The organism is Serratia proteamaculans (genome assembly GCF_004684015.1).
Classification (GTDB): domain Bacteria; phylum Pseudomonadota; class Gammaproteobacteria; order Enterobacterales; family Enterobacteriaceae; genus Serratia; species Serratia proteamaculans_F.
In genome coordinates, this window is sequence record NZ_SRIA01000024.1 from 82189 (window position 1) to 105475 (window position 23287).

21 protein-coding genes are annotated in these 23287 nt (G+C 54.3%); 15 read left to right on the forward strand and 6 right to left on the reverse strand.

Going from position 1 to position 23287, the window contains the following annotated elements; genetic code table 11:
• Positions 1-14: 14 nt before the first annotated feature.
• The 3 genes from coaBC (at position 15) to slmA (ending at position 2519) form a co-directional block, all read left to right on the forward strand.
• A complete protein-coding gene (gene coaBC / locus E5C26_RS24315) occupies positions 15-1232 on the forward strand; it encodes a bifunctional phosphopantothenoylcysteine decarboxylase/phosphopantothenate--cysteine ligase CoaBC (RefSeq protein ID WP_167470802.1) in 1218 nt (405 codons plus the stop codon).
• Entirely contained in the window at positions 1210-1668 is a 459-nt protein-coding gene (gene dut / locus E5C26_RS24320; RefSeq protein ID WP_012147515.1) for a dUTP diphosphatase, read from the forward strand. The genes coaBC and dut overlap by 23 nt, the downstream gene beginning before the upstream one ends.
• A 254-nt stretch (positions 1669-1922) precedes the next feature.
• Positions 1923-2519 carry a nucleoid occlusion factor SlmA gene (slmA, locus tag E5C26_RS24325; protein WP_012147516.1) on the forward strand — a complete coding sequence of 199 codons (597 nt, stop codon included), beginning with the start codon at positions 1923-1925 and terminating at the stop codon, positions 2517-2519.
• Positions 2520-2567: 48 nt separating this feature from the next.
• On the opposite strand, the gene pyrE is transcribed toward slmA, so the two are convergent.
• Together pyrE and rph are read right to left on the reverse strand one after the other, a co-directional pair.
• Entirely contained in the window at positions 2568-3209 is a 642-nt protein-coding gene (gene pyrE, locus E5C26_RS24330) for an orotate phosphoribosyltransferase (RefSeq protein ID WP_012147517.1), read from the reverse strand.
• Positions 3210-3301: 92 nt separating this feature from the next.
• Positions 3302-4018, reverse strand: a complete 717-nt coding sequence (rph, locus tag E5C26_RS24335) for a ribonuclease PH (RefSeq protein ID WP_135318542.1) — start codon at positions 4016-4018, stop codon at positions 3302-3304.
• 126 nt (positions 4019-4144) lie between these two features.
• On the opposite strand from rph, the gene E5C26_RS24340 reads away from it, so the two are divergent.
• Positions 4145-5008 (forward strand): YicC/YloC family endoribonuclease, encoded by an 864-nt coding sequence (locus E5C26_RS24340; protein WP_135318543.1) that lies wholly within the window; start codon positions 4145-4147, stop codon positions 5006-5008.
• Positions 5009-5056: 48 nt separating this feature from the next.
• Here E5C26_RS24340 and E5C26_RS24345 read toward each other — a convergent pair whose 3' ends face one another.
• Positions 5057-5452 (reverse strand): hypothetical protein, encoded by a 396-nt coding sequence (locus tag E5C26_RS24345; protein ID WP_167796701.1) that lies wholly within the window; start codon positions 5450-5452, stop codon positions 5057-5059.
• A gap of 372 nt (positions 5453-5824) precedes the next feature.
• Between E5C26_RS24345 and E5C26_RS24350 the strand changes: the two genes are divergently transcribed.
• Entirely contained in the window at positions 5825-7009 is a 1185-nt protein-coding gene (locus E5C26_RS24350) for a NupC/NupG family nucleoside CNT transporter (RefSeq protein ID WP_135318545.1), read from the forward strand.
• 37 nt (positions 7010-7046) lie between these two features.
• On the opposite strand, the gene E5C26_RS24355 is transcribed toward E5C26_RS24350, so the two are convergent.
• On the reverse strand, positions 7047-7481 hold the full coding sequence (locus E5C26_RS24355) for a DUF3574 domain-containing protein (protein ID WP_135318546.1): 435 nt from the start codon (positions 7479-7481) through the stop codon (positions 7047-7049).
• 280 nt (positions 7482-7761) lie between these two features.
• Between E5C26_RS24355 and E5C26_RS24360 the strand changes: the two genes are divergently transcribed.
• Entirely contained in the window at positions 7762-8379 is a 618-nt protein-coding gene (locus E5C26_RS24360) for a trimeric intracellular cation channel family protein (protein WP_112349260.1), read from the forward strand.
• On the opposite strand, the gene ligB is transcribed toward E5C26_RS24360, so the two are convergent.
• Positions 8354-10087 carry an NAD-dependent DNA ligase LigB gene (gene ligB, locus E5C26_RS24365; RefSeq protein WP_135318547.1) on the reverse strand — a complete coding sequence of 578 codons (1734 nt, stop codon included), beginning with the start codon at positions 10085-10087 and terminating at the stop codon, positions 8354-8356. The genes E5C26_RS24360 and ligB overlap by 26 nt on opposite strands.
• Positions 10088-10371: 284 nt before the next feature.
• On the opposite strand from ligB, the gene gmk reads away from it, so the two are divergent.
• Genes gmk through recG form a run of 5 tightly spaced genes read left to right on the forward strand, consistent with a single transcriptional unit; the run spans position 10372 to position 16235 of the window.
• A complete protein-coding gene (gene gmk, locus E5C26_RS24370) occupies positions 10372-10995 on the forward strand; it encodes a guanylate kinase (protein WP_012147536.1) in 624 nt (207 codons plus the stop codon).
• Positions 10996-11049: 54 nt separating this feature from the next.
• Positions 11050-11325, forward strand: a complete 276-nt coding sequence (rpoZ, locus tag E5C26_RS24375; RefSeq protein ID WP_004953385.1) for a DNA-directed RNA polymerase subunit omega — start codon at positions 11050-11052, stop codon at positions 11323-11325.
• 19 nt (positions 11326-11344) lie between these two features.
• The gene (spoT, locus tag E5C26_RS24380) at positions 11345-13456 is read left to right on the forward strand and encodes a bifunctional GTP diphosphokinase/guanosine-3',5'-bis pyrophosphate 3'-pyrophosphohydrolase (protein WP_135318548.1); all 2112 of its coding nucleotides are present in this window, start codon (positions 11345-11347) and stop codon (positions 13454-13456) included.
• 5 nt (positions 13457-13461) lie between these two features.
• On the forward strand, positions 13462-14157 hold the full coding sequence (trmH, locus tag E5C26_RS24385; protein WP_135318549.1) for a tRNA (guanosine(18)-2'-O)-methyltransferase TrmH: 696 nt from the start codon (positions 13462-13464) through the stop codon (positions 14155-14157).
• Positions 14154-16235, forward strand: coding sequence for an ATP-dependent DNA helicase RecG (recG, locus tag E5C26_RS24390; protein WP_135318550.1), 2082 nt, complete (start codon positions 14154-14156; stop codon positions 16233-16235). Before trmH ends, recG begins: the two co-directional genes overlap by 4 nt.
• A 60-nt stretch (positions 16236-16295) precedes the next feature.
• Here the strand turns inward: recG and gltS are convergent, their stop codons facing one another.
• Entirely contained in the window at positions 16296-17507 is a 1212-nt protein-coding gene (gene gltS / locus E5C26_RS24395; protein WP_135318551.1) for a sodium/glutamate symporter, read from the reverse strand.
• 242 nt (positions 17508-17749) lie between these two features.
• Between gltS and E5C26_RS24400 the strand changes: the two genes are divergently transcribed.
• The 4 genes from E5C26_RS24400 to E5C26_RS24860 all read left to right on the forward strand — a co-directional run bounded on the left by E5C26_RS24400 (position 17750) and on the right by E5C26_RS24860 (position 23241).
• Positions 17750-19150 (forward strand): nucleobase:cation symporter-2 family protein, encoded by a 1401-nt coding sequence (locus E5C26_RS24400; RefSeq protein ID WP_135318552.1) that lies wholly within the window; start codon positions 17750-17752, stop codon positions 19148-19150.
• A gap of 129 nt (positions 19151-19279) precedes the next feature.
• Positions 19280-20941 (forward strand): AsmA family protein, encoded by a 1662-nt coding sequence (locus E5C26_RS24405; RefSeq protein ID WP_135318553.1) that lies wholly within the window; start codon positions 19280-19282, stop codon positions 20939-20941.
• Positions 20942-21307: 366 nt separating this feature from the next.
• The gene (locus E5C26_RS24410; RefSeq protein ID WP_240776145.1) at positions 21308-22675 is read left to right on the forward strand and encodes a S8 family serine peptidase; all 1368 of its coding nucleotides are present in this window, start codon (positions 21308-21310) and stop codon (positions 22673-22675) included.
• The gene (locus E5C26_RS24860; protein ID WP_240776146.1) at positions 22660-23241 is read left to right on the forward strand and encodes a copper resistance protein CopC; all 582 of its coding nucleotides are present in this window, start codon (positions 22660-22662) and stop codon (positions 23239-23241) included. The genes E5C26_RS24410 and E5C26_RS24860 overlap by 16 nt, the downstream gene beginning before the upstream one ends.
• Positions 23242-23287: the final 46 nt, after the last annotated feature.

A 23287-nucleotide genomic window follows, 5' to 3' on the forward strand; every position in this document is an offset into this window, starting at 1 on the left:
TCAATCGGACAATCATGATGACGGGACTTTCCGGCAAACATATTGTGCTTGGCATCAGTGGTGGCATCGCCGCATACAAATGCCCAGAACTGGTACGCCGCCTGCGTGACAGAGGCGCCGAAGTGCGTGTGATAATGACCAGCGCGGCGAAAGCCTTTATCACGCCGCTGACGCTGCAGGCCGTTTCCGGCCATCCGGTCTCAGACGATCTGCTGGATCCCGCCGCCGAAGCGGCAATGGGCCATATCGAGCTAGGTAAATGGGCAGATCTGGTGATCCTGGCTCCAGCCACCGCCGATCTGCTGGCGCGCGTCGCCGCCGGTATGGCCAACGATCTGCTGACCACGGTTTGCCTGGCCACTGCGGCACCCATTGCCGCGGCACCCGCCATGAACCAACAGATGTATCGTGCCGTCGCCACCCAAGCCAACCTGCAAACTCTGCAAGCACGCGGCATGCTGCTGTGGGGGCCAGACAGTGGCAGCCAGGCCTGCGGTGACATCGGCCCTGGCCGCATGCTCGATCCGCTGGAAATTGTCGAACTGGCGAACAGCCATTTCTCTGCACCACAAGATCTGCAACATTTGAAGATTATGCTCACCGCCGGCCCGACGCGTGAAGCCTTGGATCCGGTACGTTTCATCAGCAATCACAGCTCCGGAAAGATGGGTTTTGCCATCGCCCGGGCCGCCGCCGCCAGGGGTGCGCAGGTCACGTTGATAGCCGGGCCGGTCAATCTGCCAACGCCACCCTGGGTCACCCGGGTAGACGTCGTCAGCGCGTTGGAAATGGAGCAGGCGGTACAGCAGCGCGCCGCAGCGCAAGATATTTTTATCTCCTGCGCCGCAGTAGCCGATTACCGTGCGGAACAGATTTCCGATGAAAAAATAAAAAAACAGGGTGATGAAATCATCCTCAAAATGGTAAAAAACCCCGACATCGTTGCCGGCGTTGCTGCAATGACGAAAAAGCGCCCCTTTGTCGTGGGGTTTGCCGCCGAAACCCAGAATGTGGAAGAATACGCGCGACAAAAACTGGCGCGTAAGAAACTGGATTTAATTTGCGCTAATGATGTATCGCTTGCAGAGCATGGGTTTAACAGTGACACCAATGCCTTGCACCTTTTTTGGCAGGATGGAGAAAAGCGCCTGGCGCTGAGCGACAAGGCACTCCTTGGCCAACGTTTAATAGACGAGATAGTCAGCCGTTATGATGAAAAAAATCGACGTTAAAATCCTGGACCCGCGTATCGGCAAGGATTTCCCATTACCGACCTACGCCACCCCGGGCTCTGCCGGCCTCGATCTGCGCGCCTGCCTGGACAGCGCCGTTGAACTGGCACCGGGTGAAACCCAGTTGCTGCCTACCGGCCTGGCGATTCACATCGCCGATACCGATCTTGCGGCAGTAATCTTGCCGCGTTCCGGTCTGGGCCATAAACACGGTGTGGTGCTGGGCAACCTGGTCGGCCTGATCGATTCCGATTACCAGGGGCAACTGATGGTTTCCGTCTGGAACCGCGGTCAAAAATCCTTCACTATTGAACCCGGCGAACGCATCGCGCAGATGGTATTCGTGCCAGTGGTGCAAGCTGAGTTCAATCTGGTCGAAGAATTTGACAGTAGCGAACGTGGTGCCGGTGGTTTTGGCCACTCCGGCCGCCACTAAGCGACACCCGATTGCCGACAGGGAAACGTTGCCTGAAATCTTGCCACACCGGAGAGAAGGACAACTCTATGGCAAGGTTTGGCCGACTACGATTTCAGCGCAGACCAGGACGCGCGGAGAATACAGGTCGTTAAGGCCGCTGACCCCAGCATCGTAAAAAAGCTATCACATAAGCCGCACAGAGATAATCTCTGCAGCGGCCGGTGCCCGGGTTTTCGAAAGTCTAAGCAGTTTTAGCAAGGGTCTAATCAGACATGGCAGAAAAAGAAAAAATCAAAAGGAACCGGCGCGAGGAAATACTGCAGGCGTTAGCCCAAATGCTGGAATCCAGCGACGGCAGCCAGCGTATTACCACCGCTAAACTTGCCGCTAACGTCGGAGTCTCCGAAGCTGCACTGTACCGGCACTTTCCAAGTAAGACACGGATGTTCGACAGTCTGATCGAGTTTATTGAAGACAGCCTGATCACCCGCATCAACCTGATCCTGCAGGATGAGAAAGAGACCTTTAACCGCCTGCGTTTGATTCTGCTACTGGTGCTGGGGTTTGCCGAACGTAACCCGGGCCTGACGCGCATCATGACCGGCCACGCACTAATGTTTGAGCAGGATCGGCTGCAGGGGCGAATCAACCAACTGTTTGAACGCATCGAGGCGCAGCTACGCCAGGTGTTGAAAGAACGTAAACTGCGGGAAGGAAAAGGCTTTATCGTGGACGAAACGCTGCTGGCAAGTCAGTTACTGGCGTTCTGCGAAGGCATGCTGTCACGCTATGTGCGCTCCGAATTCCGCTACCGCCCAACACAAGAATTCGATGGCCGCTGGCCACTGTTGGCGGCACAACTGCAATAAACCCTATGCCGGGCGCATTTGGCTGCGCCCGGCATAGTCGATCCCGCGTTAAACCCCGTACTGTTCGCGATAAGCACGAACTGCCGCCAGGTGATCCGCCATTTCCGGTTTTTCTTCCAGATAAACAATCAAGTCCTTCAGCGTCACGATGGAAATGACCTTGCAGTGATAATCACGCTCAACTTCCTGAATGGCAGAAATATCCGCACGGCCGCGCTCCTGACGATCGAGAGAAATCAATACTCCAGCCAACGTAGCACCACCAGCGCCGATGATTTCCATCGATTCACGGATCGCCGTACCGGCAGTGATGACATCGTCCACCAGCATCACACGGCCCTGCAGCGGGCTGCCTACCAGTGTGCCCCCTTCGCCGTGAGTCTTGGCTTCTTTACGGTTAAAGCAGTACGGCACATCACGCTCATGATGTTCCGCCAATGCGACCGCCGTGGTGGTGGCGATCGGAATGCCTTTATAAGCCGGACCAAACAGCAGGTCGAACTCAATACCGGAATCCACCAGCGCTTCGGCATAGAAACGCCCTAACAGCGCGAGATCACGCCCGGTATTAAACAGGCCGGCATTAAAGAAATACGGGCTGGTGCGGCCGGATTTCAGGGTGAACTCGCCGAATTTCAATACCTGCTTGTTAAGCGCGAACTCGATAAACTGGCGCTGATAGGCTTTCATTACTGCTTCTCCTCGTCTGGTCGATTAGATCTGTTAATACTGCCGCCCGATCGCCGGGCGTAAAAAAGGCGACTATTGAGTCGCCTTAATAATTAGTCTGCCAGCGCCGCTTTCTGCGCCTGGAAGATGGTATCGATGCCCCCTCGGGCCAGCGCCAACAGCGCCAATAGCTCATCGTGGCTGAACGGCTCGCCCTCGGCGGTGCCCTGCACCTCGATCATGCGGCCATCTTCCATCATCACTACGTTCATATCGGTTTCTGCCGCTGAGTCTTCGACATACTCCAAATCGCACAGCGCTTCACCATTAACGATACCAACGGAAACTGCCGCTACCATTCCTTTCATCGGATTAGCTTTCAGCTTGCCGTTGGCCACCAGTGTATTTAACGCATCGGCCAGCGCAACGCAGGCACCGGAAATAGACGCGGTACGGGTGCCACCATCGGCCTGCAAGACGTCGCAGTCGAGCGTGATGGTGAACTCACCGAGCTTTTTCAGATCTACCGCTGCACGCAGCGAACGGGCGATCAGGCGCTGAATTTCAAGCGTGCGGCCGCCCTGCTTGCCTTTTGCGGCTTCGCGGGCGTTACGGCTGTGGGTTGAACGCGGCAGCATGCCGTATTCAGCAGTGATCCAACCCTGGCCCTGACCTTTCAGGAAACGCGGAACGCCCTCTTCTACCGTGGCGGTGCACAAAACCTTGGTATCGCCAAACTCAACCAGCACTGAGCCTTCTGCATGTTTGGTATAGTGACGGGTCAGTGTCAGTGGGCGAACTTGTTGTGGTGCTCTGCCTGCAGGACGCATGGGCTCTCTCCGGCTTCTAATCAACGATTGGCTGCGCATTATACGGGCTTAGTGACGTAATGCCTATCCTGCCCGCATCTCCAACGCTATAATCGCTTCATCTTTTCCTATTACGGGTACGCATCAATGATCCGCAGCATGACAGCCTACGCCCGGCGTGAAATCAAGGGTGAATGGGGCAGCGCAGCTTGGGAGCTGCGTTCCGTGAACCAACGCTATCTAGAAACCTACATCCGCCTGCCAGAGCAGTTCCGCAGCCTGGAGCCGGTGATCCGCGAACGTATTCGTGGCCGCCTGACCCGCGGCAAAGTGGAATGCAATCTGCGCTTCGAACTGGATCCGAGCGCACAAAGCTCAATGATCCTGAACGAAAAACTGGCCAAGCAGCTGGTTGAAGCCGCCAACTGGGTAAAAATGCAAAGCGACGAAGGGGAAATTGATCCTATCGACGTACTGCGTTGGCCAGGCGTAATGTCTGCCCAGGAGCAGGATCTGGACGCTATCAGCGCACAGCTAATGCAGGCGCTGGAAGGCGCACTGGATGACTTCATTATTGCTCGCGAAAGCGAAGGTACCGCACTGAAAGCGCTGATTGAACAGCGCTTGGACGGCGTTAGCGCCGAAGTGACCAAGGTACGTGCCCAAATGCCAAACATTCTGCAATGGCAGCGTGAGCGTCTGGTCAGCAAGCTGGAAGAAGCTCAGGTACAGCTGGAAAATACCCGTCTGGAACAGGAACTGGTGTTGATGGCGCAGCGTGTTGACGTCGCCGAAGAACTGGATCGCCTGGAAGCGCACGTAAAAGAAACGCACAACATCCTGAAGAAAAAAGAAGCCGTAGGCCGCCGCCTCGACTTTATGATGCAGGAGTTCAACCGCGAATCCAACACCCTGGCATCCAAGTCGATCAATGCAGAGGTCACCACCTCCGCCATCGAGCTGAAAGTGTTGATTGAGCAGATGCGCGAGCAGATCCAGAATATCGAGTGATGTGTTCCTTCATTCGTTTAAAGCCCGCGTCAGCGGGCTTTTTTACGGCTAGGCTCTGGGTAAACCAGCGGCCTGCTCTTCGGTAATCAATCCCATTTTCTGCAGTTGAACGGCAATGCCCCAGGTCGAACGTTCAAATTCACTGCTCATCATCTCCAGCGTCATACCGGCTGCATGGCTTTCCTGCAACCGCTGTTTCTCTTCTTCATCCCAGGGGAAATAAGATTTTGCCGGCCGCCCCTCGAAAATATTCTTCTGTCGCCTTTCCTCAGGCGTTAGCTTGGTTTTTTTCTGGCGCTCAGTTTCACTCTGAAACTCCTCGGCCAGAGCGAACAGAAGGCGTATCGCTTCCGGCGAACTGGCCATTGAGGCGGGTTTCAATAACTCGCCGGTATCGGGATTAACGCCATTCGCTAATGCCCGCAATAAAGTACTGGTGTTCATCATCTGTATCCTCATCCTGAGAAAAAGGGTCACTAATCTTTTGCGAGAAAATGTCAGACTATTTTCCTGGCTACTCCTTAATAAACCAATCTATTAGAACAACCCGTTGTGTATTCTGAGCATTGTGTTCCAGGCCGTTATGCAACAACCCTGGAAGTGGAGAACCTTTGCGCGCCATAACGCAAAAATTACATCGGATGCGGATCGAACTGGGTTTATGAAAAACTGCGACCGGGTGGGCACGGGTGGCAATGGGTAACTTATCTCGCTGACTGATAGTATTTTATTCCAATTATCACCTAAGGTAATGAAAGGTAGGCCAAGCTGTGGCTAAATGTGTTTTTTCATGCCCGCAAGCCGTACGGACCCTTTATGCCGCAAATTCTGCAATTTATTTTTGCCCTGGTGGTGATCATCGCCCTGGCGCTGCTGGTCAGTAATGACCGTAAGAAAATCCGCCTGCGCTATATTATTCAGCTTCTGGTCATCGAAGGCGCACTCGCCTACTTCTTCCTGCATTCAGAAAGTGGCCTTAGCGTCATCAAACACGTTGCCGGCTTCTTTGAAACGCTGCTGACATACGCCGCACAAGGCTCCGACTTTGTGTTTGGCGGCATGAGCAAAGATGGATTGGCGTTTATCTTCCTTGGGGTTTTGTGCCCGATTATCTTTATTTCCGCGCTAATCGGTATTTTGCAGCATTTCCGCATTCTGCCACTGGTTATCCGTGTGGTCGGCACCCTGTTGTCCAAAGTTAACGGCATGGGCAAGCTGGAGTCTTTCAACGCCGTCAGCACGCTGGTGCTCGGACAATCGGAAAACTTTATCGCTTATAAGGGCATTATTGGTGATATATCACCGCGCCGCATGTACACCATGGCGGCGACCGCCATGTCGACAGTCTCCATGTCCATCGTTGGTGCCTATATGTCGATGATCGATGCGCAATACGTGGTTGCGGCGCTGATCCTCAATATGTTCAGTACCTTTATCATTTTGTCTATCATCAACCCTTATCAGTTGGACGATGAGCCTGAATTGAAGCTGAATAAGCTGCATGAAGACCAGAGCTTCTTTGAAATGCTGGGCGAGTATATTTTGGCGGGCTTCAAAATTGCGATGATTATCGCTGCCATGCTGATCGGTTTTATTGCGCTGATTTCTGCGGTAAACGCCCTGTTCTCCGCCCTGTTCGGTATCAGCTTCCAGCAGATCCTGGGTTATGTATTCTATCCCCTGGCTTGGCTAATCGGCATCCCAGCGCCGGATGCGCTGCGGGCAGGCAGCATCATGGCGACCAAGCTGGTAGCCAATGAATTTGTCGCAATGATTGAACTGAAGAAAATTGCGGCGGAACTAACGCCACGCGGCCTGGGTATCCTGTCGGTATTCCTGGTGTCCTTCGCCAACTTTGCCTCTATCGGCATCGTGGCCGGGGCAATCAAAGGGCTTAACGAGCGGCAGGGTAATGTGGTTTCTCGTTTTGGCCTAAAGCTGGTCTACGGCTCTACGCTGGTCAGCCTGCTTTCGGCGGCCATCGCCGGGCTGGTACTGTAAGACAATGCAATATCCCGGCCTGCGGGCCGGGACTTCATCAGAACGCGACACACACCGGCGTATCAACCCGCATTACGGAATCCTGGGCAAACTGTTGCTTATAGCTACTACGCAGCGCTTCGATATTGGTTTCACTTTCCTTGCCCGGTGCATGGATCAGCATCAGTGCTTTGCTGTTCTCGCGTGCCAACTTGCCGTCATTACCCAGCCACTGCCCTTTGGCATCAAATACCGACAGCCCATCTTTAAAGCGCGGCGTCACTTGCCGGTCAACAAAACGTTGCCATTCAGTAGCGCTGATCACCGGCCCCGCAGGCCGGTTCAGGCCAAAATAAAGCGTGGTCTGGGTCATGGGATCGCCTACCGTGCATGTCGCCAGCTTTTGCTGTGCAGTGTGCGGAGACTGAGTAACGCAACCGCTCAACAGTAAGCCCGCGGTTACCGCCGTCGCCAGCAGGAAAGTACTTTTCATTTTCTTTATGTTCCTTAGTGAAGGTCATTATCCGCCATCGACATGCAACCACGGACCAAATTCAATCAATATAGTCAGCCATAGAAACTAACACTAAATTTCTAATGCCTTTACTAGCAATAAAAGAGTATTAAAGGCAACAAACAAGTAAAACAGGTCATTAAAGGATTAATAAAAGTAATCCGAAACATCACCCGTTAGAAAATCTCAGTAGCGGTATACCTTCTCGGCGATTACCCTTTCCCCTAACACTCGCTCCCACTCACCCTGTGAATATCTTATGTTACTGAGCATTCTTTATATCATCGGCATCACTGCTGAAGCCATGACTGGCGCATTGGCAGCCGGCCGTCGCCAAATGGACATGTTTGGCGTCATTATTATCGCTTCTGCCACCGCCATCGGCGGCGGTTCGGTACGCGATATGTTGCTCGGGCATTTCCCACTGGGGTGGGTCAAACATCCTGAATACATCGTTATCGTCGCCATTGCGGCGATTGTCACTACCTGGCTGGCCCCCCTGATGCGCCACCTGCGCCGCCTGTTCCTGGTTTTGGATGCCGTTGGCCTGATTGTGTTTTCAATCATTGGCGCGCAGGTCGCGCTGGATATGGGCCATGGCGCGATCATCGCCGCGATTGCCGCCGTGATCACCGGGGTATTCGGCGGTGTATTGCGCGATATGCTCTGTAACCGCATTCCTTTGGTATTCCAAAAAGAAATCTATGCCGGGATCTCCTTTGCAGCCGCCTGGCTGTACATCGGCCTGCAGCACTTTAGCCTGCCACATAATCTGGTAGTGATCATCACGCTGGTCGTTGGTCTCAGCGCCCGCCTACTCGCCCTGCGTTTTCGTTTGGGTCTGCCGGTATTTAACTACCAGCATCCGGATCATTAACAGGAACCGCCTCAGGGACAAAGCCGGCTATTTCTTGGGTCTCTAGCGTATTGACCAGTGCCAACAGTGGGGGATGCTGGAGAAAATCAGCAATCTGCTGCGCCCTTTTGGTACCAATACCGGCCATTGTCCGCCACGTCTCGGTTGGCCGTTGCTGGGCCTGATGCCAACTTTTCAACGTCACCGCTTGCTGTGGGGACAGTGGCGCACCTAAAGCAATTAACCAGCGGGCAAATGGCTGCTGCCGCGCCAACTGAAATTGCCGATGAATATTCTGCCCCCGCTTTTCGCCAATGCCGGGTGCCGCCATCAACTGTTCCGGCGTCAGCACCAGCCAGTCCAACAGATGCCGTACCAAACCCTGATCGATGAGTGCCTGCCAGGTGGATTCACTGACGCCGTGCAGATTTAACCCCTGTCGGCCACCCAGCCACACCAGCCGGGCAAGAAATTGCTGACGGCAATCCGGCCGCCAACTAAAGCAACTCAACGGGTGATACTGTTCTGCAGATGGCGCACTGGGCAGCGCCCTTTCCGCTGCGCGCCAGACCACCTTATTGAGATGAGGGATACCGTGCCCCATCAGGCTGATCGCCACTTGATCTCCTGGCGCAACCGCCCACTGCCGCCAACGTAACAGCGAACCGAGATTAACCCGCGCCACCCATTTGTCGTCCAGCCTGACAGGCTCAAGCCTCAGTACCACGGCAATCTTGCCGGTGCGGCCCACATTGAAGTCAACACCATTGACCTGCGTAACCTGCTGCACCGGGGGATATTTCCAGGCCACGGCCCAATCACCGGGCTTCGCTTGCCAATACCTGCCCTGTGGTGCATGTGACTGATGAATGACCACGCCATCGGTAACGAAAGGCAAAGCGGCCTGGTGCCAGTGTTCCCGCCATTGCTGCACTTGTGCCAATGATTGCACCGGCTGCGAGTAAGCCAGGGCCAGGGGGAATCCCATTGCGGCAAGTTGTTGCAAACGCTGCGGCATGGCCTGCGGACCGTCCGGCCATGCCCAGACAAACAGGCCAATCTGTTGCAATAACGGCGAAAGCTGCTTTTTCATCAACGCACCGGCAACCTTGGCCCGGGCATTGATACCGCCACTGACTTTCTGTTGATGACCGTTCACCATCAGGAACAGCTCACCTTGCAAAGTCAGCGCCAGTGGAGCCCCCTTGATACTGGTGGGTACCGCCGGTATCGCACGTACTTTTTTCAGCCAGTTCTCCCCTTTTAGCCCATTTCCCCGACTGATCGCCGCCACCAGCTCGCCGTTCCGATAAACCAGCGTAATGGCCACACCGTCCACCTTTGGCTGAACCCAGAGATCACTACGGCCCTCTAGCCATTGCGCCACGGCGGCTGTATCCGGCAATTTACGTAATCCGGTATGCGCGACCGGATGCGCCACCTTGCCCATCGGTAAAAGTGGAACAGATTCATCTGCCGGTGCCAGCCCGGCGCAGCCTAGCCACAGCCGCAACTTTTTCCGCAGGCTGTCGTAAACTTCATCCTCAATTAAACTGTTTCCCTGTTGGTAATAAGCCACATCCCAACGCTCAAGCTGGTTTTTTAACGTAGTTATCTCCAGTTGCAGCCTCTCCGGCCGCCATGTCGGGCAAGTCTCCGCCCACAGCGCCCCACTAAACGCCAAACAACCCAGCAGGATCATCCCGATCCTCATGACACTCTTTTGCATTGTCCACCTCCCTGATAACCGGCAGTAAATCCGGGAAGTGGAAACACGGCAATGACCAAACTGCCGTTCTGCAAAACACCTCGAGAAAAGCAGATCGCGTTGCAGAAAACTGCCAAAACTTAGCGATACACTGCGCAAACCCGCCAGTTTGAGGTTTTTTCAGCACAAAGCGGCGGGCAAAATGCGAGCTAACGCTGCATCCGGCTCGTTAGCCGTGTATACTGTGCGGAGAAAATACTCATCCGCTGTTATTGGCATATCAACCGCTATCAACGAACATCATCATGGCTCAAGGCACGCTTTATATTGTCTCTGCCCCCAGTGGCGCAGGGAAATCAAGTCTGATTCAGGCTTTGTTAAAGACGCAACCGCTGTACGACACGCAGGTTTCGGTTTCGCACACCACGCGCGACAGCCGCCCGGGTGAACAGCACGGCGATCATTATTTCTTCGTCTCAAAAGATGAATTCTGCCAAATGATTGAGCAGGATGCGTTTCTTGAGCACGCCGAAGTGTTCGGCAACTATTACGGGACCTCACGCGCCGCCATTGAGCAGGTGCTGTCGACCGGCGTAGACGTTTTCCTGGATATCGACTGGCAGGGTGCGCAGCAAATTCGCGCCAAAATGCCACAGGCACGCAGCATCTTTATTTTGCCGCCGTCGAAGGACGAACTTGGCCGCCGCCTGCGTGGCCGCGGGCAAGACTCGGATGAAGTGATCGCCAAACGCATGGCGCAGGCCGTGGCAGAAATGGCGCACTACGCGGAGTATGATTATTTAATCGTGAACGATGATTTCGATCTGGCTCTGTCCGATCTGAAAACCATTATTCGCGCCGAACGCCTGCGTTTAGGCCGCCAATTACTGCGGCATGACGCTTTAATCAGCAAACTATTGGCAGACTGAAGACAGTTTCAGTATTATGCCCAGTCTTTTCGTCACCTGTGGAGTAGCACAAATATGGCACGCGTAACTGTTCAAGACGCTGTAGAGAAAATTGGTAACCGTTTTGACCTGGTGTTGGTCGCTGCTCGTCGGGCACGTCAAATCCAGACTGGCGGTAAAGATGCACTTGTTCCGGAAGAAAACGACAAGTACACCGTTATCGCGCTGCGCGAAATCGAAGAAGGCCTGATCACCAGCCAGATCCTCGATGTTCGTGATCGTCAGGAGCAGCAAGAGCAGGAAGCCGCAGAGATTCAAGCGGTTACCGCCATTGCTGAAGGTCGTCGTTAATTAGACTGCGAGTCTGCCTTTGTACCTGTTTGAAAGCCTGAATCTGCTGATTCAACGTTACCTGCCTGAGGAGCAGATTAAGCGCCTCAAACAGGCATACCTCGTTGCACGTGATGCTCACGAGGGACAGACACGCTCCAGTGGTGAGCCCTACATTACTCACCCGGTCGCCGTGGCCTGCATTCTGGCGGAAATGCGTCTCGATCATGAGACGCTGATGGCAGCACTGCTGCACGACGTCATTGAAGACACCCCGGCCACCTACCAGGATATGGAACAACTGTTCGGCAAAAGCGTCGCCGAACTGGTTGAAGGCGTATCCAAGCTCGACAAGCTGAAGTTCCAGGATAAAAAAGAAGCTCAGGCGGAAAACTTCCGCAAGATGATCATGGCGATGGTGCAGGATATCCGCGTCGTGCTGATCAAGCTGGCCGACCGTACGCACAACATGCGCACCCTCGGTTCGCTGCGTCCTGACAAACGGCGGCGCATCGCGCGTGAAACCCTGGAAATCTACAGCCCTCTGGCCCATCGTCTGGGTATTCATCACCTGAAAACCGAGCTTGAAGAGCTGGGCTTTGAGGCGTTGTACCCGAACCGTTATCGCGTAATCAAAGAAGTGGTGAAAGCCGCGCGCGGTAACCGTAAAGAGATGATCCAGAAGATCCTCTCCGAGATCGAAGGGCGACTGACCGAGGCCGGCATTCCCTGCCGCGTCAGCGGGCGGGAAAAACATCTGTATTCCATTTACCTCAAGATGCACCTGAAAGAACAGCGTTTCCATTCGATTATGGATATCTACGCGTTCCGGGTGATCGTGAAGGAAGTCGACACCTGCTACCGCGTGCTGGGCCAGGCCCACAGCCTGTACAAACCGCGTCCGGGCAGGGTCAAAGACTATATCGCCATTCCCAAGGCCAACGGCTATCAATCGTTGCACACTTCACTGATCGGCCCACACGGTGTACCGGTTGAGGTACAGATCCGTACCGAAGATATGGATCAGATGGCCGAAATGGGGGTCGCCGCGCACTGGGCTTATAAAGAAAAAGAACAGGGCGAAACCGGCACCACCGCACAAATCCGCGCTCAGCGCTGGATGCAGAGCTTGCTGGAGCTGCAACAAAGCGCTGGCAGTTCGTTTGAATTTATCGAGAGCGTAAAATCCGATCTGTTCCCGGATGAGATTTACGTTTTCACCCCGGAAGGCCGCATTGTTGAATTGCCTGCGGGCGCAACGCCGGTCGACTTCGCTTATGCGGTGCATACCGATATCGGTCACGCCTGCGTTGGCGCACGTGTTGACCGTCAGCCATATCCGCTGTCACAGTCATTGACCAGCGGGCAAACGGTCGAAATCATCACGGCTCCGGGTGCACGACCAAACGCCGCCTGGCTGAACTTTGTCGTCAGCTCAAAAGCGCGCGCAAAAATCCGCCAAATGCTGAAAAACCTTAAGCGCGATGATTCAGTCGGCCTTGGCCGTCGCTTGTTAAATCATGCGTTGGGCGGCAGCCGCAAACTGGCAGAGGTTCCAACGGAAAATATCCAACACGAGTTGGATCGCATGAAACTGGCGACGCTGGACGACCTGTTGGCTGAAATCGGCCTGGGCAATGCCATGAGTGTGGTGGTAGCTAAAAACCTGCAGGGTGACCAGTCTAATCTGGGGACTTCTTCTGGGGTTCGCAACCTGGCGATCAAGGGCTCAGACGGCGTGTTGATCACCTTCGCCAAGTGCTGCCGACCTATTCCAGGCGATCCGATCATCGCCCACGTCAGCCCAGGCAAAGGCCTGGTGATCCACCATGAGTCCTGCCGAAATATCCGCGGCTACCAGAAAGAGCCTGAAAAATTCATGGCGGTAGAGTGGGATAAAGACATCGAGCAGGAATTCATTGCCGAGATCAAAGTGGACATGTTTAATCATCAGGGGGCGCTGGCCAACCTGACGGCAGCCATCAATGCGGCCGAGTCCAATATTCAAAGCCTGAATACCGAAGAAAAAGACGGCCGGGTCTATAGTGCATTTATCCGCCTGACCACCCGCGATCGCATCCATCTGGCAAATATTATGCGTAAAATCCGTATCATGCCGGATGTCATTAAAGTTAACCGTAACCGAAATTAGCGCTTATGAGTCCTGAACGCTATGCGCGGATTTGTGAAATGCTGGCCACCCGGCAGCCGGATTTAACCGTCTGCCTGGAACAGGTCCACAAACCGCATAACGTCTCCGCCATTATCCGCACCGCCGACGCCGTCGGCGTGCATCAACTGCATGCCGTATGGCCAACTCCACGCATGCGCACCCTGGTTTCCTCCGCCGCCGGCAGCAACAGTTGGGTGAATGTCAAAACCCATCCCACCATCGTCGACGCCGTGACCCATCTGAAAGATCAGGGTATGCAAATTCTGGCGACCAACCTGTCCGCCCGTGCAGTCGACTTTCGTGAGGTGGATTACACCCGCCCGACCTGCGTGCTGCTGGGCCAGGAAAAAACCGGTATTACCGAAGAAGCACTGGCACTGGCCGATCAGGACATCATCATTCCGATGATCGGCATGGTCCAATCACTCAACGTGTCGGTCGCCTCAGCATTGATCCTGTACGAAGCGCAACGCCAGCGGCAAAATGCCGGTATGTATCGCCGTGAACACAGCATGCTCGACCAGGAAGAGCAACAGCGTCTGCTGTTTGAAGGCGGTTATCCGGTGCTGGCCAACGTCGCCAAACGTAAAAGACTGCCGCGTCCGCACATTGATGAACAGGGCCAGGTGGTCGCCGATGCCGAATGGTGGGCAGCCATGCAATCGACGGTACGCAAATGAAAGGCCGCCTGCTGGATGCTGTCCCACTCACCACACTTTCCGGTGTGGGTGCCAGCCAGGCGGGAAAACTGGCCAAAATTGGCCTGGAAACCATTCAGGACCTGCTGCTGCACCTGCCGCTGCGCTACGAAGACCGCACCCGCCTCTACCCAATAAACGACCTGCAACCGGGCATTTTTGCCACGGTGGAAGGTGAAGTACTGCGTACGGACATCAGTTTTGGCCGTCGACGTATGCTGACCTGCCAGATTAGCGACGGTACCGGCCTACTCACCATGCGCTTCTTCAACTTCAATGCGGCGATGAAAAACAGCCTGGCAACCGGCCGTCGCGTAACCGCCTATGGTGAAGTCAAACGCGGCAACCACGGCGCAGAAATTATTCATCCGGAATACCGTATTCAGGGGGAAAGCAGTGAGGTTGAGCTGCAAGAATCATTGACCCCGGTCTACCCAACGACTGAGGGCATCCGGCAGGCTACGCTGCGTAAACTGACCGATCAGGCTCTGGAACTGTTGGATACCTGCGCCATCACCGAACTGCTGCCGCCGGAACTGAGCGGCGGTTTGATGAGCCTGCCGCAAGCTTTGCATACCCTGCACCGCCCGCCGCCGGATATCCAGCTGGTTGATTTGGAACAGGGCAAACATCCGGCGCAAAAACGACTGATCATGGAAGAGCTGTTAGCGCATAACCTCAGTATGCTGGCGGTACGCGCCGGCGCTCAGAGCTATCAGGCACTGCCTCTAATGCCGGATGATCGGCTTAAAACACAATTTCTCGCCCAGTTGCCGTTTACACCGACCGGCGCACAAGACCGCGTGGTAGCAGATATTGAAGCCGATATGCAAAAAGGCTTCCCGATGATGCGGCTGGTACAGGGCGACGTCGGCTCAGGTAAAACGCTGGTGGCCGCACTGGCCGCGCTACGCGCTATCGCCCATGGCAAGCAGGTAGCATTGATGGCACCCACGGAACTGCTGGCCGAACAACACGCCAACAATTTCCGCCAGTGGTTTGAGCCGCTGGGATTGGAAGTCGGCTGGCTGGCCGGCAAGCAAAAAGGCAAGGCGCGTATCGCGCAGCAAGAGGCGATTGCCAGTGGGCAAGTGTCCATGGTGGTCGGTACGCACGCCATCTTCCAGGAACAGGTGAAGTTTTCCGGCCTGGCTCTGGTGATCATCGACGAACAGCACCGCTTTGGTGTCCACCAGCGGTTGGCTCTGTGGGAGAAAGGTGAGGAGCAAGGCTTCCATGCTCATCAGTTGATCATGACCGCCACCCCCATTCCGCGTACGCTGGCGATGACTGCCTATGCCGATCTCGACACTTCGGTGATCGACGAACTGCCACCGGGCAGAACGCCGGTCACTACCGTCGCCATTCCCGATACCCGGCGCGCCGATATTATCCAGCGGGTGAAAAGTGCCTGCCTGGAAGAAGGCCGACAAGCGTATTGGGTTTGTACACTGATCGAAGAGTCTGAACTACTCGAAGCCCAGGCCGCAGAAGCCACCTGGGAAGAACTGAAAACTGCGCTGCCGGAGCTGAAAGTCGCACTGATACATGGCCGAATGAAAGCGCAAGAGAAGCAGGCCGTGATGCAGGCCTTTAAACAAGGCGAACTCCAGCTGTTGGTGGCGACAACGGTCATTGAAGTCGGCGTCGACGTACCCAACGCCAGTCTGATGATCATCGAAAACCCGGAACGACTGGGGCTGGCGCAGTTACATCAGCTACGTGGCCGCGTAGGCCGTGGTGCCGTGGCGTCACACTGCGTGTTGTTGTACAAAACACCGTTAAGCAAAACGGCACAAAAGCGCCTGCAGGTACTGCGAGACAGCAATGACGGCTTCGTCATTGCGCAGCAGGATCTGGAGATCCGTGGCCCCGGGGAACTGCTGGGCACGCGTCAAACCGGCAGTGCAGAGTTTAAAGTGGCTGATTTACTGCGTGATCAGGCCATGATCCCGGAAGTACAACGCGTTGCTCGTCATATCCATCAACAGTATCCGCAACATGCCCATGCCCTGATTGAACGTTGGTTACCGGAAAAAGCGCGTTACTCCAACGCCTAATCCCCCCTGTGATGTAAAAAGGCGCCAATCGGCGCCTTTTTCGTTATTGCAGCCTGCTAATCAGCCAATCGTTGGGAACATCGGCAACAGCAGATACAGCTTAATGACAATCGCGTTGGCAATATCAATAAAGAACGCCCCCACCATAGGTACCACCAGAAACGCCAGGTGCGATGGGCCGAAGCGATCGGTAATCGCCTGCATATTGGCGATCGCCGTTGGCGTCGCGCCCATACCGAAGCCACAGTGGCCTGCGGCCAGCACCGCCGCATCGTAATTTTTCCCCATTACCCGGTAGGTAACAAAAATCGCGTACAGCGCCATCACCAGCGTTTGCACCGCCAGGATAGCCAACATCGGCAAGGCCAACGAAGCCAGCTCCCACAACCGCAGGCTCATCAGCGCCATTGCCAGGAACAGCGACAGGCTAACGTTACCCAGCACCGATACCGCACGCTCAAACACGGTGTAGAACCCAGTGAAGGCCAGGGTATTGCTGAGGATCACGCCAACAAACAGCACACAGACGAAGTTTGGCAGTTCAAACACCGTGCCACTCAGTAAGCCGGAAATCAGCTGACCCAGGCTCAGACAGATGGCAATCATGGCAATGGTTTCAATCATGACCAGCGAGGTGATCAAACGGCCGCTCTCCGGCTTTTCAAAACCGCTTGGCTGGACACTGTCATCCGGCGTGCCTTCCGGCGTGGAAGAGTGTTTTACCAAATAGCGAGCTACCGGGCCGCCGATCAGGCCACCCAACACCAACCCGAAGGTGGCACAGGCCATCGCCACTTCCGTAGCGTTTTCGAACCCGTAGCGCTCGATAAACAACTTGCTCCAGGCCGCCCCGGTGCCATGGCCCCCGGACAAGGTGATGGAGCCGGCGATCAGACCCATCAGCGGATCCAGACCCAGCATTTTTGCCATACCGATGCCGATGGCGTTCTGCACCAGCAGCAGGCCCAGCACCACAAACAGGAACACCATTAACGCCTTGCCGCCTGCACGCAATCGCGCCAGGTTGGCATTCAGACCGATAGTGGCGAAGAAGGCCAACATTAACGGGTCTTTCAGCGACATATCGAAGCTGATTTCCCAGTTAACCAGCTTTTTCAGGGCTAACAACAGGAGTGCCACCAGTAAGCCACCGGCGACAGGTGCGGGGATGGTGTATTTTCTCAACAGAGGAATGCTGGTAACGCATTTGCCCCCAAGGAGCAAAACCAATGTTGCCGCGACTAACGTGCCATAAGTATCAAGATGAAACATCCAGGTACTCCATGTGAGGGGAAAGATCCAATTAAGAAATAATAAGTTATAGAAAACCGCTTAGTTTTTAAAACTTGATGAGTGCAGGATTAGAAGTAAAAAACGCTGATAACACAAGAAAAAATGAATGAAAATGCGACATAACCGGCGATAACGCTAACATAACTTTAACGCGCAACCGTTTGCTTTTGTGAGGCAAATCATTAAAATGCCTGCTTTGCCGTTTCTGGAAATGCCACACCATGACCATGCCATCCGCCGAGCTCGATGCTGTGCAAAAAGCATCCTCCCCTGCCCGCAACAGTGAACTGATTTATCGTTTGGAGGACCGTCCACCACTGCCGCAGACGCTGTTTGCCGCCAGTCAGCACCTGTTGGCGATGTTCGTTGCGGTGATCACCCCGGCGCTGTTGATCTGTCAGGCGTTAGGTTTACCGGCACAAGATACTCAGCACATTATCAGCATGTCATTGTTCGCCTCCGGCCTGGCCTCTATCCTGCAAATTAAAACCTGGGGACCGGTCGGTTCTGGTCTGCTGTCCATTCAGGGCACCAGTTTTAACTTTGTGGCACCGCTGATTATGGGTGGTCTGGCGCTGAAAAACGGCGGTGCCGACGTGCCGACCATGATGGCGGCGTTGTTTGGCACGCTGATGGTCGCCTCCTGCACCGAGATCTTGCTTTCACGCGTACTGCATCTGGCGCGACGCATTATCACCCCGCTGGTTTCCGGCATCGTGGTGATGATTATCGGTTTATCGCTGATCCAGGTCGGGCTGACCTCCATCGGCGGCGGTTATGCCGCCATGAGCGGGGGTAGCTTCGGAGCGCCCAAAAACCTGCTGCTGGCTGGTGCAGTATTATTGGTCATCATTCTGCTTAACCGTCAGCGCAACCCCTACCTGCGCGTTGCCTCGCTGGTGATTGCCATGGCGGTCGGTTATCTGCTTGCCTGGGCCATGGACATGTTGCCGCAAAACCAACCGACACCCGCAACAGCAGCGATCATCATCCCAACACCTCTGTATTACGGTCTGGGCTTTGACTGGAACCTGCTGTTGCCACTGATGCTGATCTTTATGGTCACCTCGCTGGAAACCATCGGCGATATCACCGCCACCTCGGACGTGTCGGAACAGCCGGTCAGCGGTCCGCTGTATATGAAGCGCCTGAAGGGTGGCGTGCTGGCCAACGGGTTGAACTCGATGCTGTCGGCAGTATTTAACACCTTCCCCAACTCCTGCTTTGGTCAGAACAATGGCGTGATCCAACTGACCGGCGTCGCCAGCCGCTATGTCGGTTTCGTGGTAGCACTGATGCTGATCGTGCTGGGGCTGTTCCCGGCAGTCGCCGGCTTCGTACAACATATTCCTGAGCCGGTTCTGGGCGGTGCAACCCTGGTGATGTTCGGCACCATCGCCGCGTCTGGCGTACGTATCGTGTCACGCGAACGACTGAATCGCCGCGCAATCATGATCATGGCGCTGTCGCTGGCGGTGGGTATGGGCGTTTCCCAGCAGCCGCTGATCCTGCAGTTCGCGCCAGACTGGCTGAAAACCCTGCTCTCCTCAGGCATTGCTGCCGGCGGTATCACCGCTATCGTGCTGAACCTGGTGTTCCCGCACGAACACGAAAAACCATAATCGGCCATATTGGCCATTAAACGGCCGCTCGCGGCCGTTTTTTATTGCCTATCAGACCATTGCACTTGAGATGCCCGGCCAATTGCGGCATAAACAGGGTATCTTTTTTGACCGACGCGGATGTAGACGATGAAATTTATCGGGAAACTGTTGCTGACGTTGCTGCTGCTGGTAGTGCTTGCCATTGCGTTGCTGTACGTCATTGGGCAAACCCGTTGGGCCGCGGGTTACTTGAGCCGCTGGGTCAGCGATAACAGTGAATATCACCTGTCGGTAGCGAAGATCTCGCACTCCTGGAACCAGCCGGGTCAAATCAGCCTGGAAGACGTTCAGTTAGCGACAAAAAATCAGCCACCCTCTCTGGTCGCCAAACAGGTGGATCTCGGCTTCAGTCTGCGCCAACTTACCGAGCCGCGTTATTTCCATAGCGTAACGCTACGCGAGGGTACACTTAAGCTCCCACAGCAAAATGCAGTATTGCCGATACAGGCCGATGTACTGCAACTGAGCAAGATGGCGCTGCAATCCAACGATGAAACCTGGCAGCTTAATGCGCAACAGGTCAATGCCGGCATCACGCCATGGCAACCGAAAACCGGTCATCCATTAGGTGAAAACAATCAGTTCCAGTTCAGCGCCGGTTCCATGACGCTAAATGGCATCCCCGCATCACAGGTATTGGTTCAGGGTGAACTCAAACAAAACCAGTTGCTGCTCAGCAACTTCGGTGCCGACCTGGCACAAGGTGATTTGACTGGCGTAGCGACCCGCGCCGCCGATGGCAGTTGGCAGGTAGAACGCCTGCGGCTAAGCGGCGTACGCCTGCAGACCCCCCTGACGCTGGAACAGTTCTGGCAGCGCTTTACTGCCCTGCCGCCGATCACACTCAAACGTTTTGATCTGATCGATGCGCGTCTGGAAGGTAAGGAGTGGGCATTCAACGATCTTGACCTGTCGCTGCAAAACGTCACCTTTCAGCAGGGCGACTGGAGCAGTCCGGACGGTTCGCTGAACTTCAATGCCAGCGATCTGATCAACGGCAGTTTCCATTTGATTGATCCGATCATGAATATGCGGCTCTCGCCGGCCGGCATTGCCATTCAACAATTCACCACCCGTTGGGAAGGTGGACTGTTGCGCACTTCCGGCAACTGGCTGCGCGCCAACAACCGATTGCAGCTCGATGAGGTCGCGGTCGCCGCGTTGGAATACACCTTGCCAAGCGACTGGCGCGGGCTATGGTTGCAACAACTACCGCACTGGTTGGCAGAGGTGTACGTCAACAAGCTAACCACCAACCGCAACCTGATCATAGATATCAATCCGGCTTTCCCGTTCCAGATAACCGCGCTGGACGGATACGGCAGTAACCTGCTGCTGGCACGCGACCACCAATGGGGCATTTGGTCCGGCACGCTGAATCTCAACGGTAGCGAAGCCACCTTCAACAAGATCGACGTTCGTCGCCCCTCTCTGGCGCTGAATGCCAATGACGGCCAGATCAACGTTACCGATCTCAGTGCCTTTATGCCACAGGGACTGCTGGAGGCCAAAGCCACCGTTGAGCAACTGCCGGGCAAACCCTTCACACTGTCGCTAAACGGCCGCTCGGTCCCGGTGAACACGCTACAACAATGGGGTTGGCAACCGGTGCCCCTGGAAGGTGACGGTAACCTGCAATTACAGTTGAAAGGCTTGCTGAACAGTGATGGGCCGTTTAAGGCTTCTTTGCAGGGCCTGTTGCAGGCTACGAGTAAAACAGGGCAAACGCTGGAACAACAACTGCCTTGATACAAAAAAGGCGGCATCGCAGCGACTTAACGTTGTATGCCGCCCGTGCACAGCCTGAGTGGCACTGACTCTCTTAACCCCCTTATTTCCCCTTAAAACACCGCCCGTATGATAAGCATCGGTATAGTGCCAATGCCTTATATCCCTCTAATTACGACTTACATAATCCCTGCATTAATAATAAAAATAATGAATTTTTATTATTTTTAATAAAAGCATTATGTCATTGAGTATTTATTCAAAGTATACCTTGCACACCGTTAAACCCACCACCGTCAGGATAGCGTCAATTTTAATTGGTATTTTTATTATCAATGGATATTCCGCATGAGTTTTAATGCAGACTAAAAATAACTCGAGGTCATCATGAGAAAGTCATTACTTCTTACCCTGCTTGCCATCTACTCTGTTAACGCTATGGCCAAGGCCGATTTTTATGCCGGCGAAAACATCGATTATTCGTCAGTCGTGATTAAATTAAGCGATCAGGGTTTGAAGGATATAGGCGAAGGCATACAAAGCAGGAATGGTGGGCAAAGCCTGTCGCTGTACGGCAGTGATGGGATTGAAATGAAGTTTGAAAAACTGTTTAAGGAAACTCAGCGCAGTTCGCTGATTGGCCGTGCCAGTAAGGTTAATGGTTTAAACAAGTATTTCGTAGTGAAAATACCCGACGAGAAATCCAGGGGTATTGAGTACATTAACAATATTGTCAGAATGTTTGAGAACGATAAAGATGTCGATATCATTTATCCAGCCACTAAACCGGTGCCAATGGATGAATATACCACTGAGTCCGACTATGCTGACCATTTCTCATTGGATAAGATGCCAGAACGCAGCACCGGTAGCATCCCTTCCTTTATTGAGCGACAAGATTACCTTAAATCCCCCGACGAACGACGCGCCGGCTATGCTCTGGGCGGTATCAATGCATTAAACTTACACAAACATTATTCCGGCGCTAAAGGCGAAGGCGTCACCGTAATGTCCAGCGAAAACGGGCATTGGGATACCAATCATGTTGACCTGCCCAAAGCCCTGTTCTCCATCGGCCAAGATCATGCCCCATCTCGATATCACGATACCAGCTCACTCGGCATTATGGCCGGAAAAGACAATGGCTTTGGTGTGCTGGGCATTGCTCATCAAGCGCAATTTTCCTATGCCGCCTGGCCGGTGGATGACTTTATAAAAGGGGTTAAATTGCTGAAAGCCGGGGACGTGGTGCAACTGGGGCAGCAAGGATGGACTCCGCTTATCCCTGCATCTGAATGTTATGGCAACGAATGCTATCTGCCGGTAGAACATGAACAAGCCTGGTTTGATGCGATTAAAACCGCCACGGATAGCGGCATTCACGTCATTATGGCGGCGGGCAATGGGAACGTAAATCTCGATCGCCCTGTTTTCCAGGGGAAATTCGATCGTAATGTCAGAGATTCCGGTGCCATTATCGCCGGGGCTGTTTGTGCCGAAAATGGAAAAAAATCCCATTTCAGTACCTATGGTTCACGAATCGATAGCGCCAGTTGGGGATGCTGGGACGTGGTCACCACCACGTCACATAATATTTCGGCAGATCTGTGGAATGCATCCAATGCACAATATACCCGATCATTTGCAGGCACCTCATCTGCTAACCCGATTATCGCCGGGGGGCCGCCAGTCTGTCGGGGCTGGCAAAAAAATACGGCAAACCGCTCTCGCCAAAACAATTGCGCAAGCTGCTGAGCGATACCGGCACTCCACTGGTCGATACCCATCAACCGATAGGCACCCAGCCTGATTTGATGAAAGCCGCAGAAAAAATGCTCGGTGAAACCCCGGCAGAGGAAAGCCTGACGATTTCAAATTTGCAGGCGGAGATCATCCAGCAAGGGCGTTCAACGCTGAGTTTTAGCGCTCAGGTGGAAGGAAACATCACGCTGGAAGCCGAAGTGGTCAGTCAAAATGGCGCTAAAAAAGGTGCGATAAAACAGACGATTGAAAATGACAGCACTACGGTAAAAATCGCGCTGACGGACGTGACAGCAGGTCAGTATGCCCTGAAATATAAGGCGACCAATGAACAAGGGGAATCGATAAAGCAGGAAAGTTTGAGCTTTACCCTGCTGGATGTCGCATCGGCCCCCACCTGGGATAGCAGTAAGGCTTACGACAAACTCTGCACCAAAGTGACCTACGACGGTAAAGAGTGGATGAACGGTTGGTGGACCCAGGGCGATGTGCCCGGAGCTGCCGGTGAATGGGGCGTATGGCGTATTAAAGGCGCAGATAACATGCACCCAGGCTGCTAACCGCTAACACATTGAGAGTTACCTGTTTGTAGAAGCCACCAGCCTC

What these genes read in the sequence shown, in the direction of transcription:
- coaBC (WP_167470802.1), top strand. Translation starts at nt 15, where the DNA reads ATGATGACGGGACTTTCCGGCAAACATATTGTGCTTGGCATCAGTGGT.
- dut (WP_012147515.1), top strand. Translation starts at nt 1,210, where the DNA reads ATGATGAAAAAAATCGACGTTAAAATCCTGGACCCGCGTATCGGCAAG.
- slmA (WP_012147516.1), top strand. Translation starts at nt 1,923, where the DNA reads ATGGCAGAAAAAGAAAAAATCAAAAGGAACCGGCGCGAGGAAATACTG.
- pyrE (WP_012147517.1), bottom strand. Translation starts at nt 3,209, where the DNA reads ATGAAAGCCTATCAGCGCCAGTTTATCGAGTTCGCGCTTAACAAGCAG.
- rph (WP_135318542.1), bottom strand. Translation starts at nt 4,018, where the DNA reads ATGCGTCCTGCAGGCAGAGCACCACAACAAGTTCGCCCACTGACACTG.
- E5C26_RS24340 (WP_135318543.1), top strand. Translation starts at nt 4,145, where the DNA reads ATGATCCGCAGCATGACAGCCTACGCCCGGCGTGAAATCAAGGGTGAA.
- E5C26_RS24345 (WP_167796701.1), bottom strand. Translation starts at nt 5,452, where the DNA reads ATGAACACCAGTACTTTATTGCGGGCATTAGCGAATGGCGTTAATCCC.
- E5C26_RS24350 (WP_135318545.1), top strand. Translation starts at nt 5,825, where the DNA reads ATGCCGCAAATTCTGCAATTTATTTTTGCCCTGGTGGTGATCATCGCC.
- E5C26_RS24355 (WP_135318546.1), bottom strand. Translation starts at nt 7,481, where the DNA reads ATGAAAAGTACTTTCCTGCTGGCGACGGCGGTAACCGCGGGCTTACTG.
- E5C26_RS24360 (WP_112349260.1), top strand. Translation starts at nt 7,762, where the DNA reads ATGTTACTGAGCATTCTTTATATCATCGGCATCACTGCTGAAGCCATG.
- ligB (WP_135318547.1), bottom strand. Translation starts at nt 10,087, where the DNA reads ATGCAAAAGAGTGTCATGAGGATCGGGATGATCCTGCTGGGTTGTTTG.
- gmk (WP_012147536.1), top strand. Translation starts at nt 10,372, where the DNA reads ATGGCTCAAGGCACGCTTTATATTGTCTCTGCCCCCAGTGGCGCAGGG.
- rpoZ (WP_004953385.1), top strand. Translation starts at nt 11,050, where the DNA reads ATGGCACGCGTAACTGTTCAAGACGCTGTAGAGAAAATTGGTAACCGT.
- trmH (WP_135318549.1), top strand. Translation starts at nt 13,462, where the DNA reads ATGAGTCCTGAACGCTATGCGCGGATTTGTGAAATGCTGGCCACCCGG.
- recG (WP_135318550.1), top strand. Translation starts at nt 14,154, where the DNA reads ATGAAAGGCCGCCTGCTGGATGCTGTCCCACTCACCACACTTTCCGGT.
- gltS (WP_135318551.1), bottom strand. Translation starts at nt 17,507, where the DNA reads ATGTTTCATCTTGATACTTATGGCACGTTAGTCGCGGCAACATTGGTT.
- E5C26_RS24400 (WP_135318552.1), top strand. Translation starts at nt 17,750, where the DNA reads ATGACCATGCCATCCGCCGAGCTCGATGCTGTGCAAAAAGCATCCTCC.
- E5C26_RS24405 (WP_135318553.1), top strand. Translation starts at nt 19,280, where the DNA reads ATGAAATTTATCGGGAAACTGTTGCTGACGTTGCTGCTGCTGGTAGTG.
- E5C26_RS24410 (WP_240776145.1), top strand. Translation starts at nt 21,308, where the DNA reads ATGAGAAAGTCATTACTTCTTACCCTGCTTGCCATCTACTCTGTTAAC.